13 protein-coding genes are annotated in these 15,785 nt (G+C 70.1%); 10 read left to right on the forward strand and 3 right to left on the reverse strand.

All coding sequences use genetic code 11. The annotated features are described in order from the left end of the window. Positions 1-10 precede the first annotated feature (10 nt). Positions 11-1,897, reverse strand: coding sequence for a DNA topoisomerase IV subunit B (gene parE, locus F788_RS0107010; protein WP_019021857.1), 1,887 nt, complete (start codon positions 1,895-1,897; stop codon positions 11-13). A gap of 318 nt (positions 1,898-2,215) precedes the next feature. Here parE and trxA point away from each other — a divergent pair, with 318 nt between their 5' ends. Continuing rightward, the gene (trxA, locus tag F788_RS0107015; RefSeq protein WP_019589714.1) at positions 2,216-3,205 is read left to right on the forward strand and encodes a thioredoxin; all 990 of its coding nucleotides are present in this window, start codon (positions 2,216-2,218) and stop codon (positions 3,203-3,205) included. A 57-nt stretch (positions 3,206-3,262) separates the two neighbouring features. On the opposite strand, the gene F788_RS0107020 is transcribed toward trxA, so the two are convergent. Beyond that, entirely contained in the window at positions 3,263-4,621 is a 1,359-nt protein-coding gene (locus F788_RS0107020; protein ID WP_019021855.1) for a diguanylate cyclase, read from the reverse strand. Between the two features lie 178 nt (positions 4,622-4,799). Between F788_RS0107020 and F788_RS0107025 the strand changes: the two genes are divergently transcribed. From F788_RS0107025 to F788_RS0107050, 6 genes are all read left to right on the forward strand, one after another. Continuing rightward, a complete protein-coding gene (locus tag F788_RS0107025) occupies positions 4,800-5,783 on the forward strand; it encodes a TAXI family TRAP transporter solute-binding subunit (protein ID WP_019021854.1) in 984 nt (327 codons plus the stop codon). Then, entirely contained in the window at positions 5,776-8,541 is a 2,766-nt protein-coding gene (locus tag F788_RS0107030) for a TRAP transporter permease (RefSeq protein ID WP_019021853.1), read from the forward strand. Before F788_RS0107025 ends, F788_RS0107030 begins: the two co-directional genes overlap by 8 nt. 75 nt (positions 8,542-8,616) lie before the next feature. Continuing rightward, on the forward strand, positions 8,617-9,726 hold the full coding sequence (glcE, locus tag F788_RS0107035; protein ID WP_019021852.1) for a glycolate oxidase subunit GlcE: 1,110 nt from the start codon (positions 8,617-8,619) through the stop codon (positions 9,724-9,726). Positions 9,727-9,739: 13 nt separating this feature from the next. After that, positions 9,740-11,008: a glycolate oxidase subunit GlcF gene (gene glcF, locus F788_RS0107040; protein WP_019021851.1), complete on the forward strand. Its 1,269-nt coding sequence runs from the start codon at positions 9,740-9,742 to the stop codon at positions 11,006-11,008. Positions 11,009-11,120: 112 nt separating this feature from the next. Then, positions 11,121-12,323, forward strand: a complete 1,203-nt coding sequence (locus tag F788_RS0107045) for an alanine--glyoxylate aminotransferase family protein (protein WP_019021850.1) — start codon at positions 11,121-11,123, stop codon at positions 12,321-12,323. Between the two features lie 23 nt (positions 12,324-12,346). Beyond that, the gene (locus F788_RS0107050) at positions 12,347-12,676 is read left to right on the forward strand and encodes a hypothetical protein (RefSeq protein ID WP_018946938.1); all 330 of its coding nucleotides are present in this window, start codon (positions 12,347-12,349) and stop codon (positions 12,674-12,676) included. A 19-nt stretch (positions 12,677-12,695) separates the two neighbouring features. On the opposite strand, the gene F788_RS0107055 is transcribed toward F788_RS0107050, so the two are convergent. Further along, entirely contained in the window at positions 12,696-13,415 is a 720-nt protein-coding gene (locus tag F788_RS0107055; RefSeq protein ID WP_019589716.1) for a YdcF family protein, read from the reverse strand. A gap of 119 nt (positions 13,416-13,534) precedes the next feature. Here F788_RS0107055 and F788_RS0107060 point away from each other — a divergent pair, with 119 nt between their 5' ends. Genes F788_RS0107060 through F788_RS0107070 form a run of 3 tightly spaced genes read left to right on the forward strand, consistent with a single transcriptional unit; the run spans position 13,535 to position 15,785 of the window. Then, entirely contained in the window at positions 13,535-13,807 is a 273-nt protein-coding gene (locus F788_RS0107060; RefSeq protein WP_018870250.1) for a phosphopantetheine-binding protein, read from the forward strand. Then, entirely contained in the window at positions 13,804-14,418 is a 615-nt protein-coding gene (locus F788_RS0107065; protein WP_019021848.1) for a hypothetical protein, read from the forward strand. Before F788_RS0107060 ends, F788_RS0107065 begins: the two co-directional genes overlap by 4 nt. After that, a complete protein-coding gene (locus F788_RS0107070) occupies positions 14,415-15,785 on the forward strand; it encodes an AMP-binding protein (protein ID WP_019021847.1) in 1,371 nt (456 codons plus the stop codon). The genes F788_RS0107065 and F788_RS0107070 overlap by 4 nt, the downstream gene beginning before the upstream one ends.

Genomic DNA, 15,785 nt, shown 5'->3' on the forward strand with positions numbered 1-15,785 from the left:
GGGCCTCCGTTCACACGTCCACGTCGGCCAGGTGCCCCTTGCCCTCCAGCCAGGCGCGGCGTTCCCCGGCGCGCTTCTTGCCCAGCAGCATGTCCATCAGGCTGCCGGTCTCCTCGGCCGAATCCAGGGTCAGTTGCACCAGACGGCGGGTGTCGGGATTCATGGTGGTCTCGCGCAGCTGCATCGGGTTCATCTCGCCCAGCCCCTTGAAACGGGTCACCGCGACCTTGCCCTTCAGCTTTTCCGCCTCGATACGCTCCAGCACTCCGGCCTTTTCGTCCTCGTCCAGGGCATAGAAGGTCTGCTTGCCGACATCGATTCGGTACAGCGGCGGCATGGCCATGAACACGTGGCCCTGCTCCACCAGCGGGCGGAAATGCTTCAGGAACAGCGCGCACAACAGCGTGGCGATGTGGGCGCCGTCGGAATCGGCGTCCGCGAGGATGCAGATCTTGCCGTAGCGCAGCCCCTCCAGGCTCTGCGTCCCCGGATCCACGCCCAGCGCCACAGCGATGTCGTGGATCTCCTGCGAGGCCAGCACCTGGTCGGGCTCCACTTCCCAGGCGTTCAGGATCTTGCCGCGCAGCGGCATGATCGCCTGAAAATCGCGGTCGCGCGCCTGCTTGGCGGAGCCACCGGCGGAGTCGCCCTCGACCAGGAACAGTTCGGTGCGCGCCAGCTCCTGGCTGGCGCAGTCGGCCAGCTTGCCCGGCAGGGTCGGGCCCTGGGTCACCTTCTTGCGCACCACCTTGCGCCCCGCGCGGCTGCGCTTCTGCGCATTCTGGATCGCCAGCTCGGCGATGCGCTCGCCCTGCTGCGGGTGCTGGTTGAGCCACAGACTGAAGGCGTCCTTGATGACCCCGGAGATGAACGGCGCGGCCTGGCGCGAGGACAGCCGTTCCTTGGTCTGCCCGGCGAACTGCGGATCCTGCATCTTGAACGACAGCACGCTGGAGACCCGTTCCCACACGTCCTCCGGCGCCAGCTTGATCCCGCGCGGGATCAGATTGCGGAATTCGCAGAACTCGCGCACCGCATCGGTCAGCCCGGTGCGCAGGCCGTTCACGTGGGTGCCGCCCTGGGTCGTGGGGATCAGGTTCACGTAGCTCTCGGACACCACCTCACCGCCTTCCGGCAGCCAGGTCACAGCCCAGTCCACCGCCTCGCTGTGGCCGGAGACCGACCCCATGAACGGTTCTTCCGGCAGGCGTTCCAGCCCCTCCAGGGCCTCCACCAGGTAGTCGCGCAGACCGGCCTGATAGCACCACTCGCAGGCCTCGCCGGTGGTCTCGTCGCGAAACGTCACGGTCAGGCCCGGGCACAGCACCGCCTTGGCGCGCAGGATGTGCTTGAGCCGCGGCACCGAGAATTTCGCCGAGTCGAAGTACTGCGCATCGGGCCAGAAATGCAGCGTGGTGCCGGTATTGCGCTTGCCGACCTCGCCGACCGCTTCGAGGTCCTGCAGCTTGTGGCCACCGGCGAAGGCCATCTGCCAGCGCCGGCCGTCGCGCCGGATGTCCACGTCCAGGCGCTCGGACAGCGCGTTGACCACCGATACCCCGACCCCGTGCAGCCCGCCGGAGAACTGATAGCTCTTGTCGGAAAACTTCCCGCCGGCATGCAGCGTGGACAGGATCACCTCGACCCCCGGGCGGTTCTCGCGCGGGTGCAGGTCCACCGGCATGCCGCGCCCGTCATCGGTGACGGACACCGAGTCGTCCTTGTGCAGGACCACGTCGATACGGCTGGCGTAGCCGCTGACCGCCTCGTCCACCGAGTTGTCGATGACCTCCTGGGCGAGATGATTGGGACGCGCGGTGTCGGTGTACATCCCCGGGCGCTTGCGCACCGGGTCCAGCCCCTCGAGGACTTCGATGTCGGATGCGGAATAGCTCACTCAGGAACCCCTTTGTTGATCATGCCCTTTGCCGGGGCCGCCCGCACAGATCGCCACGGCGCTGCGCGCCTCGCGATGACGGTACCTGAGCGCCGGTCATTGCGAGGCCCGAAGCGGCCTCCGGGCCCGGCCTGCCGAACAGCGCCGTCATTGCGAGGAGCGAAGCGACGAAGCAACCTCCGGACGCAACCCGCGGCCCCGCGCGCCGCACAGTGCGCAGCGTACCAGAGCTCGCGGGGGCGGGGCTGCTTGCAATCGCCGGGACGATCCCAACAATGCACCGCATATCCCGTATTCCGATCTTTCAGGAGGTTTCCGATGACCGAAGCCGAAAACGCCACCGGCGATGCCATTCTCGACGTCAACCGCGACAGCTTCCAGCAGGCGGTGCTGGACGAATCGCACCGGCGTCCGGTGCTGGTCGACTTCTGGGCCGCCTGGTGCGGACCCTGCAAACAGCTGATGCCCCTGCTGCAGAAGATCGCCGAGGATTACGGCGGCGCGTTCCGGCTGGCCAAGGTCAACAGCGACGAGAATCAGGAACTGGCGGGGCAGTACGGCGTGCGCAGCCTGCCCACCATCATGTGCTTCCGTCACGGCGAGGTGGTGGATCAGCAGATGGGGGTGCAGCCGGAATCCACCATCCGCGAGATGATCGATCGCCACGTCGAGCGTCCCTCCGACGCCCACCGCCAGCAGGCCCTGGCCGCCCTGCAGGCCGGGGACGCGGCAGGCGCCGTGCGTGCGCTGGAAGAAGCCGTGGCGGTCGATCCGGGCAACAAGGACCTGCGCGCCGAGCTGGCCCGCGCGCAGATCCGCGCCGGCGACACCACGGCCGCCCGCGCCACCCTGGAGTCCGCGCTGGAGGCCTTCCCCGAAGACCCGGATCTGCGCATCGAACTGGCGCGCGCGCTGTCTCAGGCGGGTGACCCCGACGCCGCCGAGGCGCAGCTCAATCAGCTGCCGCTGAACCGCGCCGAGGATGATGCGGTGAAGACCCTGCGTGCCCACCTGCGGTTCTCCCGCCGGGCCGCCGGCGCCGACCCGCAGGCGCTGACACAGGAGATGCAGCAGGGCGATCCGGCGCCGGAGACCCTGGAAACCCTGGCCGCGTATTCCATGCTGCACAGTCGCTACGAGGAGGCCCTGGGCCTGTACCTGGAGCTGATGAAGCAGCACCCGGATTACAAGGACAACGAGGGCGACAACGCCGGCAAGAAAGGGCTGCTGGCGGCCTTCGACGCCCTGGGCAACGACAACCCGCTGGTCAGCCAGTACCGCCGCAAGATGATGGCCGCGATGTACTGAACGCCCCCTCGCGGGCAGGCACCCTGCCCCGCGGGAGCAGGGGGGGAGCGGCCCGGGTCAGTCGGCGGTGGCGACCCGATCGCGGCCGGCGTTCTTGGCGGCGTAGAGGGCATCATCGGCCCGGCGCACCAGGCGCTGGTAGTCCGGGTGGCCGTCGTGACTGGCCAGTCCGATGCTCACGGTCAGCCCGAGCTGCTGGCCATGGGCACCCTGGAACGGCTCGGCACGGACCGCGGTGCGCAGTTTCTCGGCGATGCGTTCGGCATCGCGCGGAACCACGTCCACCAGCATCATCAGGAATTCCTCGCCGCCCAGGCGAAAGAGGTAATCGCCGGCCCGCGAGTTGCTGACCAGCAGCGTGGCGAACTGCTGCAGGATGCGGTCGCCGGTCTCGTGGCCATGTTCGTCATTGACCCGCTTGAAATAGTCGATATCCAGGGCCAGTACCGCGAAAGGGGCATGGGTCTGCTGTACGCTGGCAATGTGCCGTCCCAGCACCACGGGCAGGAACTTGCGGTTCAGGGTCCGGGTCAGGACGTCGCGCCCGGACTCCAGTTCGTTGCTGCGCTCGAACAGCTGACCCAGATGGTAGTCGATGCTGCGGACCTGCTCGCGCACGTCACGCAGGTAATCCTGCCGCTGCCGGGCCTCGACGCAGACCAGCGAAGGCAGCAGGAACTCGTCGATGCGGGCGATGGCCTCCAGCACCCGCTCGGTTTCCGCGGCCCCGCCAAAGGCGTCCACTCCCTTGTGCCGGAACCACAGGCCGAACTCGGAGGCCGCCAGCCGCGGCAGCTGCTCGCCCGAGGCCCCCATGGCCAGATCGAACATCAGCCCGTTCTCCCAGTCCAGCAGGCAGGCCCGCTGGCGGTCTTTCTCGCTGGCGAGGTTCTCCGACACCGCGAACAGACGGTAGGCCTCCTCGGCGCGGGCGTTGCGCTCATGCGAGCGTGAATAGGCGTGGCTCATCAGCTCCATCGCCATGTCGATGCTGTCGGAGACGTGACGCGCCGCCTGCAGCCGCATTTCGTACCCCATCGCGGAATCCAGCTCCAGCAGGGTCAGGAACTGCTCCTTCACGCAGCGCGCGCCGCGCATGACCAGATGGATGGGGATGGAGATGCGCGCGTGGATGCCGCCCACATGGGCCTGGCGCGCGGCCTGTTCTTCCACGCCGCTGCCGCTCTCCACCGAGAAGATGCCTCGGATCCATTCCTGCAGCGACGCGTTCAGCCGCGAATTGACGTCCTCGTGGTCGAGGAACACGCAGGCATCCGGGTCCGCCAGCATCTCGACGTAGAACCGTTCCGCAAGCGAGGCACGGTGCTGCTCCGCCAGCTCGCGCACGCGGCCGCGCACCGGCCCGGGGCAGCGTTCGAGGCGCCGCTGCCACTCGTCGACCAGCTGCTGCGCCACCGCCCCTGCCGGCTCTCCTTCAGACATCCTTCACTCCTGGTCGCATGGCGCGCACCGGCCTCACGCCGGTCGCGGGGTGCTCATTGAACGCCCCGCCGTGACAGGCGTCAACGCGAGCGTGCACATTGATCAGCGTTTCCCTAGACTCCCGTCGATCAGGCGTCACGAGGAAACGCGAATGAACCGGTACGGCGGATGCAACGGTCCGGCCCTGCTGCTCGGCCTGCTGGGGGTGCTGCTGGCCCTGCCGGCCGCGGCCGGACAGGCCTTCGTGAACATCGGCACCGGCGGGGTCACCGGAGTGTACTACCCCGCCGGCCAGCACCTGTGCCGACTGTTCAATGCGGCGCGCGACGAACACGGCATGCGCTGCACCGCCGAAAGCACCGGCGGCTCGGTGTTCAACCTGAACATGATCCGTTCGGGCGACATGGACTTCGGCGTGGCCCAGTCGGATCTGCAGCACCACGCCTACCACGGCAGCGGACGCTTCGAGGCCTTCGGCCCGGCGCATCACCTGCGGGCGATGTTCAGCCTGCACCCGGAACCGCTGACCCTGGTGGTGCACCCGGACTCCGGCATCGAGGGGCTGGATGACCTGCGCGGCCAGCGGGTGAACATCGGCAACCCCGGTTCGGGTCAGCGCGCGATGATGGAAGAACTGCTGGACGAACTCGGCTGGGACCATGACACCTTCGCCCGGGTCGCCGAACTGCCTTCGCGCGAACAGGCCCAGGCCCTGTGCGACAACCGGGTGGATGCCTTCGTGTTTTCCGTCGGGCACCCGTCGGCTGCGATCCAGGAACCCATCGCCACCTGCGACGCGCGCCTGTTCTCGCTTCAGGGCGAGGCCATCGACCGCCTGGTGGACGAGACCCCGTACTACATGGCCGCCGAGATCCCCGCCGGGACCTATCCCGGGCAGGACGAAACCATCCGCACCTACGGGGTCGGCGCGACCCTGGTCACCTCGGAGCGCACCAGCAACGAGGCCGCCTACGCCCTGACCCGCGCGGTGTTCGAGAACTTCGATACCTTCCGCGGCCTGCACCCGGCGTTCGCGGGACTGGAGCGCGAGGCAATGGTCGACGAAGGCCTGTCCGCGCCGCTGCATCCGGGGGCGCGGCGCTATTTCCGCGAGGCAGGATGGATCCATGACTGAGCCCGAACGCACACCCCCGCAATCCGCCGCCCCGCAGGAGATCGAGACCGGCGCCCGCCATCCCGGCACCGCGACGCGCAGCCTGATCTTCGTGGTCGCGGTCGCGTGGTCGCTGTTCCAGCTGTGGATCGCCTCGCCGCTGCCGGATGCGCTGGACTGGTTCACGGTGTCGGACACCGACGCCCGGGCGGTGCACCTCGCGTTCGCGGTGTTCCTCGCCTTCCTGCTGTTCCCGGCGCTGCGCCCGGGCGGCGGGCGCGCGGTGCTGCCCCGCAGCTTCGGTGTGGCCTACGCCCTCGGCGGGCTCGCCCTGCTGGGTCTGGGGGCCTGGCAGTTCATCGGCCTGGAACGTCTGGGCGAGGTCTACGCCGCGCTGGGCGCGGCCCTGCTGCTGGTGGCCTGGCCGCTGCTGCGCGGGCGCGATCCGCTGGACCGGGTCCCGGCGTTCGACTGGCTCTATGCCGCGGTCGCCGCATTCAGCGCGCTGTATCTGTACCTGTTCCACGAGACTCTCGCGGACCGCGCCGGCGCACCCACCGAAGTCGATCTGATCGTCGCGGGGATCGGCCTGATCCTGCTGCTGGAGGCCGCCCGGCGGGTGCTGGGGCCGGCGCTGACCATCATCGCGGCGATCTTCCTGTTCTACACCTTCGCCGGGCCGCTGATGCCCGACCTGATCGCCCACCGCGGCGCCAGCTACCCGCGCGCGATGGCTCAGCAGTGGCTGTCCAACGAGGGCGTGTTCGGGATCGCCCTGGGGGTCTCCACCAGCTTCGTGTTCCTGTTCGTGCTGTTCGGCGCGCTGCTGGAACGCGCCGGGGCCGGCGACTACTTCATCCGCGTGGCCTTCGCCCTGCTGGGGCATATGCGCGGTGGCCCGGCCAAGGCCGCGGTGATCGCCTCGGGCATGACCGGACTGGTCTCCGGTTCCTCGATCGCCAATACCGTGACCACCGGCACCTTCACCATACCGCTGATGAAACGCGTCGGCTTCCCCGCGCACAAGGCGGGGGCCATCGAAGTCGCCAGCTCGGTCAACGGCCAGCTGATGCCGCCGGTGATGGGCGCAGCCGCGTTCCTGATGGTGGAGTACGTGGGCATCACCTACGTGGAGGTCCTCAAGCACGCCATCCTGCCGGCCCTGATCGCCTACATCGCGCTGCTCTACATCGTGCACCTGGAGGCCTGCAAGGGTGGCATGGAAGGCCTGCAGCGCGCGGTCGGCGGGACCCTGCGCGGGCGTCTGATCGCCTTCGGCCTGACCCTGAGCAGCCTGATCATCCTCGCCGCCGCGGTGTACTGGGGTCTGGGCTGGATCAAGGACGTGGCGGACGAGCGCGCCGCCTGGATCATCGCCGGACTGCTGTTCGCGGCCTATCTGGTGCTGCTGTGGATCGCCGCGCGCGAGCCGGACCCCGAGCCGCTGGACACCGACCGCCCGCTGCCACGCATCGGCCCCACGGTGCTGGCGGGCATGCATTTCATCCTGCCGCTGGTGGTGCTGGTCTGGGCTCTGGTGGTGGAGCGCCTGTCCCCCGGCCTGGCCGCGTTCTGGGCGGTGGCCTTCATGATCTTCATCGTACTGACCCAGCGGCCGCTGGTGGCCCTGTTCCGCCGCAGCGGCGGCCTGCTGCAGGCCACCTGGGCCGGAATCTGGGAACTGTTCAACGGGTTCGCCACCGGCGCGCGCAACATGATCGGGATCGGGGTGGCCACGGCGGCGGCCGGAATCATCGTCGGCACGGTGGCGATGACCGGGCTCGGGCTGGTGCTGACCGACGTGGTCGACACCCTGTCCGGCGGCAACCTGCTGCTGGTCCTGCTGCTGACCGCGCTGATCAGCCTGATCCTCGGCCTGGGCCTGCCGACCACGGCCAACTACATCGTGGTGGCCACGCTGATGGCCCCGATCGTGGTCGAACTGGGCGCCCAGAACGACGTCCTGATCCCGCTGATCGCGGCCCATCTGTTCGTCTTTTACTTCGGCATCATGGCCGATGTCACCCCGCCGGTCGGCCTCGCCTCGTTCGCCGGCGCGGCCGTCGCGAAGGCGGACCCGGTTCGCACCGGCCTCCAGGCCTTCGCCTACAGCCTGCGTACCGTGGCCCTGCCGTTCTTCTTCATCTTCAACAGCCAGCTGCTGCTGATCGGGGTGGACAACGTGTTCCAGCTGGCGCTGGTGTTCTTCGGCTCGCTGGCGGGGATCCTGGCGTTCACCGCGGCCACCCAAGGCTGGTTCCTGACCCGCAGCCGCTACTGGGAGTCCGCGCTGCTGCTGGTGGTGGCCTTCACCCTGCTCGCACCCACCGTGCTGATGGACCGCATCGCGCCGGCCCATGTCAGCGAGGACCCGGCGACCCTGACCGAGGTGGTGGACGCGGCTCCGGACGGGGCCAGCCTGCGCCTGCGGGCCACCGGCCTGGATCTGGAGGGACGCGAGGTCACCCGCACGGTGATGTTCCCGCTGGGCGAGCGGCGTGACGACCCGCTGGAGCGCCTGTCCGAGGCCGGACTGGACGTGGATCCGGAGGAAAGAACGCGCATCCGCACGGTTGCTTTCGGCAGTCCCGCCGCCCGCGTAGGCTTGGAAGGTGGCTGGGAGATCACCGCGGTGCTGGTGCCCGCGGAGCGTCCCAGTCCCTACTGGTTCTACCTGCCGGCGCTGGCCCTCGGGCTGATGGTCGCGTGGAACCAGCGCCGGCGCGATCCGCCTGCGGGGCCCGGCCCGGCAACGGCGGCGCCAACGCTCCCGGCCTGAACCGCGCGGGTCCGGTCCTGACCGGCCGGACGCCGACCGCACCCGCGCGCCGCCACCCGAACCCGCGGGAGACCGATGTCCGAGACCGCCGACCACAGCCAGGAACTCGCCCGCGCGGTACGCGAGGCCGCTGATGGCGGCCGCCGGCTGTGGATCGCCGGGGGCGGGACCCGGGCGGCGATCGCCCGCCCCGACCCCCTGCCCGCGGACGTCGAGACCCTCGACGTGACCGCACACCGCGGCATCACCCATCTCGCCCCCAGCGAACTGGTGGTCAGTGTGCGGGCCGGCACCCCGCTGGCCGAACTGCAGGCCGAGCTGGCGGCGGTGGGCATGATGCTGCCGTTCGAGCCGGGGGATCCCGGGCCGGGCGCCACCGTGGGGGGCATGGTGGCCACCGGACTCTCGGGTCCGCGCCGGCCGTGGACCGCCAGCCTGCGCGACGCCGTACTGGGCACCCGCGTGATCAACGGCTCCGGCGAGATCCTGCGCTTCGGCGGCGAAGTCATGAAGAACGTCGCCGGCTTCGACGTCTCGCGCCTGATGGCCGGCAGCCTGGGCGGCCTCGGGGTCCTGCTGGAGGTCAGCTTCAAGCTCCTGCCGCGCCCCGCTCACGAGCTCACCCTGCAGCGGAACCTGGACGCCGCCGGCTTCATCGACGCCTGTCGCGAGCTCGGTCGTACGGCCCTGCCCCTTTCCGGGCTGGCGTGGAACGACGGCCGCATGTACCTGCGTCTGAGCGGCGGGGAACAGGCGGTCACGGAAGCCGCCGAGCGCCTGGGGGATGCCCCGGCCGCGGATGGCGAAGGCTTCTGGAGCGGTCTGCGCGACCATCGCGCGGAACCCTTCACGCGCGAACCCGCGCCCGGCGAACGCCTGTGGCGCATCGTCGTGCCCCCGGCCACGCCCCCGCCGGAACTGCCCGGCGAGTGGCTGCTGAACTGGGGCGGCGGGGAGCGCTGGCTGCGCAGCGAGGCCGACCCGGCGCGGGTGCGCACGGCGGTGGAGGCCGCCGGCGGACATGCCCGCATCTGGCACGGGGACCCGGCCGGTGCACCGCGCCTGCATCCGCGCGGCACCGCCCTGGAGGGGCTGGAGGCCCGGGTGCGACAGTCCATGGACCCCGAAGGCATGTTCCACAGTCCGCTGCTGCCCGGCTCCCCGGCCCGCGCCACCGGTACCTGAAGCGAGCACCCCCATGGACACCCGTATCCACGAACGCTACGCCGACGACCCGGCCGCCCGCATCGCCGCACAGGCCCTGCGCAACTGCGTCCACTGCGGTTTCTGCAACGCGACCTGCCCCACCTACCAGGAACTGGGCGACGAGCTGGACGGGCCGCGCGGGCGCATCTACCTGATCAAGCAGGTACTGGAACAGGGCGAGGCCGATGCGGCCACCGGGCGCCACCTGGACCGTTGCCTGACCTGCCTCAACTGCATGACCACCTGTCCCTCCGGGGTCAACTACGCGCATCTGGTGGAATTCGGCCGCGAGGCGGTGGAACGCGACGTCCCGCGCGGCTGGCGCGAACGTCTGCTCCGCGCCATGCTCAAGCGCACGCTCCCCGCCGGGTGGCCGTTCCGCCTCGCCCTGGGTGCCGGGCGCCTGGCCCGACCGCTGCTGCGCGGCGAGCTGCGGGCCAAGGTGCCAGCCGCCCATCCGGCCCCGCCGAGCCCCGCCGCACCTGCCGGCGACCCGGTGCTGCAGGGCGGGGCCGTACCCTTCGAACACGGCCGCGTGCTGCTGCTGGCCGGCTGCGTGCACGATGCCATCGACGCGCGCATCAACGCGGCGTTCGAGCGCCTGATGGCCGCACGCGGCATCGCGGTGGAACGGGTCTCCGCCGCGCGCTGCTGCGGCGCGGTGGAACACCACCTGAGTGATGCGGACCGCACCCGCGCCCGCCTGCACGCCAATCTCGACGCCTGGGCACCGGCACTGGATCGCGGGGTGGACGCGGTGGTCTCCACCGCCAGCGGCTGCGGCGCGATGCTGCGCGACTACGCACACCTGCTGGACGGTGACAACGAATACCGCGAGCGGGCGCGCGAATTCATCGCCCTGGTGCGCGACCCGGCCGAACTGTTCGACGCCGACACCGTCCGTGCGCTGGGGATCGAGGTCACCGGCGAGGACCGCCGGATCGCGTGGCACGCCCCCTGCACCCTGCAGCACGGCCAGGGCCTGGCCGGACGCGTGGAGCCGCTGCTGCAGGCCGCGGGCTGCGAGGTCCTGCCGGTCGCCGAGGGCCACCTGTGCTGCGGCTCGGCCGGCACCTATTCCATCACGCAGCCGGCCATGGCGCGGCAGCTGCGCGACCGCAAGCTGGGAAACCTGGAGGCCGCGGCCCCGGCGCGCATCGTGTCGGCCAACATCGGCTGCCTGAGTCACCTGCAGTCGGGCACCGAACGCGGGGTGGAACACTGGCTGAGCCTGCTGGACCGCCACCGCCGGGAAGGGTGACCATGAATCGGCGCGGGGAACTCCCGCCGCGCGGTGGGGGCGCTTGCCCGTACCCCGGGCGGGGCCTACATTCGCGCCATCCGATTTCCCGAGTACAGCAGAAGGTTAAACGATGACCGCTTCTTCCTTTCTTCCGCCGCAACGCACCCTGATGGGGCCCGGCCCCTCCGACGTGAACCCGCGCGTGCTGAGCGCGATGAGTCGCCCGATCATCGGCCACCTGGACCCGGTGTTCGTCGGCATGATGGAAGAGATGAAGGGCCTGCTGCAGTACGCCTTCCAGACCAAAAACGCGCTGACCCTGCCGGTCTCCGCCCCCGGCTCGGCCGGCATGGAGACCTGCTTCGTGAACCTCGTCGAACCGGGGGACAAGGTCATCGTCTGCATCAACGGCGTGTTCGGGACCCGCATGAAGGAGAACGTCGAACGCTGCGGCGGCACCGCCGTGGTGGTGGAAGACGACTGGGGCAACCCGGTCTCCCCGGACAAGGTCGCGGACGCCCTGAAGGGCAATCCGGATGCAAAGGTCCTGGCGTTCGTCCACGCCGAAACCTCCACCGGCGCGCGCTCGGACGTCGAGACCCTGTGCCGGCTGGCCCGTGAGCACGACTGCCTGACCATCGTCGACTCGGTGACCGGCCTCGCCGGGAGCCCGCTGTACGTCGATGACTGGGGCGTGGACGCGATCTATTCCGGCACCCAGAAATGCCTGTCCTGCACCCCCGGCCTGTCGCCGGTCAGCTTCAGCCAGCGCGCGGTGGACCGCATCCAGGCGCGCAGCCACAAGGTGCAGAGCTGGTTCCTCGACCTGAACCTGGTCATGGGCTACTGGGGCGGCGGCAGCAAGCGCGCGTATCACCACACCGCCCCGATCAACGCCCTGTACGCCCTGCACGAGTCACTGGTGATCCTGCAGGAAGAAGGGCTGGAGAACAGCTGGGCGCGGCACTGCCGTCACCACGACGCCCTGCGCGCCGGCCTCGAGGCCATGGGTCTCGAATTCCTGGTGGCCGAGGAACACCGTCTGCCGCAGCTCAATTCCGTATATGTCCCCGAGGGCGTGGACGAGGCGGCGGTGCGCGGCGAGCTGCTGGAACGCTACGGCCTGGAGATCGGTGCCGGCCTGGGGCCGTACGCCGGCAAGGTGTGGCGCATCGGCCTGATGGGCTATGGCGCGAACGAACGCAACGTGCTGACCTGCCTGTCCGCTCTGGAGGCGGTACTGGCGGATCGTGGTGTGGTGGAACCCGGCCGGGCGATGGCGGCGGCGCGTGCGGCCTATGCCCGCATGGATGCCACCGGCAGCACCGGCTGAACAAACGACCCGAGGAGGCTTTGATGACCCTGAGCGAACTGCTGAACTACCTGGATCGGCACATGGACACGGAATTCCTGGACGGCGATGCCGCCGGCACCCTGGCAAAGGCCCGCAACGGCGAACACAAGGACCCGATCGTGGCCGAAATCCTCACCGCGCTGATGGACGGGGCCGGTGCCGACGGCCCCGACACCACGCTGGAGCGTGCCGAGGCGGTCAAGTCGATCGGCCCGGTGCGCCTGAAGTACATGGCCGACGATGCCCCGGTGGAGGGTTTCCGCCTGGTGGAGAAGACCATCACCACCATCGACGCCGCCTACAACGAGGAGGCCCTCGCCGCCCGCGGCTGACCCGGACCCGCGTCCGTGGTCAGGTGATCCGCCGGAGCATGCCGCGCCGGCGGGACACCCGGGCGAATACCCGCCCGGTGTGGTACCAGTGCAGCAGCCAGGCCTCGCGCCACAGTACCGCCCCCCGGGCAGCATGACGGTCGGGCTCGGCGGGGCACGGCTGCAGGTGCAGCCCCAGCCCGCGCGCAATCGCCAGCGCCCGGGCCAGGTGATAGCGGCTGGTCACCAGCACCGCCGGCGGATCGTCCGAGCCGGCGCTCTCCTCGCGCATCAAATCGCGCGCATGGCGCAGGTTCTCCAGGGTATGCGTGGAGCGGTCCTCGATGCGGATGCGCGCGTTCGCGACGCCCCGTTCACGCAGGAACGCCGCCCCGGCCGCGGCCTCGCTGGGCCCCTGCGCCGAAGTCTGCCCGCCCAGCACCAGCACCCGCGCCTGCGGATGCCGGCGCAGCAGCCGCAGCGCCCGCAGCAGCCGCATGCGGTACCCGGGGGCCGGATGCCCCTCTTCCAGCTGCATCCCCGCCACCAGCACGGTCTCCACCGCCCGCGGCCGGCAGGGTGCATGCGCGGTGCGGCGCACGCCGTGCCACGCCAGCAGCAGGCTGACCCCCAGGGTCGCCAGGATCACGACCTGCGACAGCGCGAACATCGCCAGCCCGTCCGCACCCACGCGCCCCAGGGTTACCCGGCGATGCTGCGCCAATGTGACCTCCATGATCAGGATGAGAATGATCGGCATCCAGGCCTTGCCGAAGGCTGACACAACCCGACGCCGGAGTAACACCTTCGTTTGAAGGGTACCAAGCCCGGGGTCTTACCGGTATCATCGCCCCCGACCAGGGACATCAGGGGGAAGTTATGGGGGCGCAGACGGCATTCGAGCAGGAAGTCGCCCGATTGATCGTGGACAGCCTGAACCTCGAGGAAACGGCGCCGGAAGACATCGAGCCGGAGGCCCCGCTGTTCCGCGAGGGTCTGGGGCTGGATTCCATCGATGCCCTCGAGCTGGCTCTGGCGATCGGTCGCGCGTATGGCGTGCAGATCCGTTCCGATGACGAGGACAACCTGCGGATCTTCGCGTCCCTGCGTGCGCTGAGTGAACATATCGAGGCGAACCGGACGTCCTCGTGACGGCAAGGCTGGCTGCGGCGGTTGCGCTGGCCTACCCGGTTTCGGTGATCGCCGGGCAATGGATCGAGCTGCAGCCGTTGCCGCTGGCCCTGCTGACGCTGCTGGTGTTTCTCGCCGTCGCCTCGTCCCTGCGCCCGCGGGCACGAGTACTGCTGGGCACGGGGCTGCTGGCGGCGCTGGCGCTGTTCGGCCTGACCCCGGCCGGCGAGTGGCTGATCCACGCGGTGCCGGTGCTGGTCCCGGGCCTGATCGCGGCGCTGTTCGCGCGCTCGCTGCGGTCCGGTTCCACGCCACTGATCACGCGGTATGCCCTGGAAATGGGGGCCTCGGACAGTCCCGCGGTCCATCGCTATACCCGGGTGATGACCGCCATCTGGGCCAGCACCTGCGCCCTGCTGGCGGTGGTCTCGGCCGGTCTGTCGGTGTTCGCGCCGGCGACCGTATGGGCGGTCGTGGCCAACGGCCTGAACTATCTTCTGCTGGGAGTCCTGTTCATGCTGGAATATCCGCTGCGTGCCCGTTTCCTGCCGGATGAACCCCGCGAAGGCTTTGTTGCCTATCTGATGCAGCTGGCGCGGGCCGACCATCGACGGATCCTGAGGCAGCCATGAGCGAAGCCGCTCCCCTCGCCTGCCCGCTGCTCGCGGACGCCGACACGCCACTGGCCCGGATCGGCGGACACCCGGTGTCGCGCGCCGCCTGGCTGGCCGACGTCCGCGAGCTGGCCGCCCGCCTGCCCGAGGCGCCGGCGGCCTTCAACCTGTGCGAGGACCGTTACCGGTTCTCGGTCGCCTTCGGCGCCATCCTGCTGCGCGGACAGATGAACCTGCTGCCGCCGGCGCGCGGGCGCACGGTGCTGGGCGAGATCGCCCGTGGCTATCCCGAAGCGGTCGCCCTGGTGGACTCCTGCGAGGAGGACTTCCCCCTGCACACCCTGGCGGTCAGCGCGCGTGGCGACGCCGGGGGCGGGAACGAAGACCGTCCCGCGGACATCCCGATGATCCCCCGGGATCGCACCGCGATCCTCGGTTTTTCATCCGGCTCCACCGGGACACCCACCGCCCATCCGCGACGCTGGGGGGATCTGGTCGCGGTCACCGAGCAGGCGCTGCAGCGCCTGGAGCTGGACCGCGGCCCCGGACATGCCCTGGTCGCCACCGTGCCGCCGCAGCACATGTACGGCCTGGAGTCCACGGTACTCCCGGCCCTGCTGGGCCCCAACACCCTGCTCGCCGAACGTCCGTTCTACCCTGCCGACGTGCACGCGGCGCTGGAGCGCGAGACCCGTCCGGTGCTGATCTCCACGCCTTTCCACCTGGGGACCTGCCTGCGTTCCGGCCAGTCGGCCCCGGCCGCGCCGCGACGCATCCTGTCCGCCACCGCACCGCTGGAAGCCAGCACCGCGAAGGAGCTCGAGGCGCACTTCGGCGCCCCGGTCAACGAGATCTACGGCTGCACCGAGGCCGGTGCCATCGCTTCCCGCCGCACGGTTCACGAAGAGCACTGGACGCCGTACCCGGGGGTACGGGTGCGCGCCGACGGGGATGCCTCCGGTCTGGCCCTCGCGCATGGTCCGCAGCATCGCGAGCCGGTTCCGCTGCCGGACTGCATCGAGGTCGCGGATGACGGCCGCTTCCGCATGACCGGACGCCTGGCCGACATGCTCAATATCGCCGGCAAGCGGGCCTCGCTGGTGGAGCTGAACCGTCATCTGCAAACCCTCCCCGGGGTGCGGGACGGGGTCTTCATCCCGCCCGCGGACAGTTCGGATGCCGACGGGATCACCCGGCTGGCGGCGCTGGTGGTGGCCCCGGAGCTGAGCGAATCCGCGATCCAGGAGCAGCTCGCCGAACGGCTCGACCCGGCGTTTCTTCCGCGCCCGCTGGTACGGGTGGACCGCCTGCCGCGCTCGGCGACCGGCAAGCTGCCGCGCCAGGCCCTGCTGGACCTGCTCGCCTGCCACGGGGAGCCCGTCTGA

It is taken from the genome of Thioalkalivibrio sp. ALE10, assembly GCF_000381385.1.
Taxonomy (GTDB): Bacteria; Pseudomonadota; Gammaproteobacteria; order Ectothiorhodospirales; family Ectothiorhodospiraceae; genus Thioalkalivibrio.

Excerpts from the sequence above, each read along its gene's own strand:
- F788_RS0107060 (WP_018870250.1), top strand. The coding sequence starts at position 13,535 with ATGGGGGCGCAGACGGCATTCGAGCAGGAAGTCGCCCGATTGATCGTG.
- F788_RS0107045 (WP_019021850.1), top strand. The coding sequence starts at position 11,121 with ATGACCGCTTCTTCCTTTCTTCCGCCGCAACGCACCCTGATGGGGCCC.
- F788_RS0107055 (WP_019589716.1), bottom strand. The coding sequence starts at position 13,415 with ATGCCGATCATTCTCATCCTGATCATGGAGGTCACATTGGCGCAGCAT.
- F788_RS0107025 (WP_019021854.1), top strand. The coding sequence starts at position 4,800 with ATGAACCGGTACGGCGGATGCAACGGTCCGGCCCTGCTGCTCGGCCTG.
- glcE (WP_019021852.1), top strand. The coding sequence starts at position 8,617 with ATGTCCGAGACCGCCGACCACAGCCAGGAACTCGCCCGCGCGGTACGC.
- F788_RS0107070 (WP_019021847.1), top strand. The coding sequence starts at position 14,415 with ATGAGCGAAGCCGCTCCCCTCGCCTGCCCGCTGCTCGCGGACGCCGAC.
- F788_RS0107030 (WP_019021853.1), top strand. The coding sequence starts at position 5,776 with ATGACTGAGCCCGAACGCACACCCCCGCAATCCGCCGCCCCGCAGGAG.
- glcF (WP_019021851.1), top strand. The coding sequence starts at position 9,740 with ATGGACACCCGTATCCACGAACGCTACGCCGACGACCCGGCCGCCCGC.
- F788_RS0107050 (WP_018946938.1), top strand. The coding sequence starts at position 12,347 with ATGACCCTGAGCGAACTGCTGAACTACCTGGATCGGCACATGGACACG.
- trxA (WP_019589714.1), top strand. The coding sequence starts at position 2,216 with ATGACCGAAGCCGAAAACGCCACCGGCGATGCCATTCTCGACGTCAAC.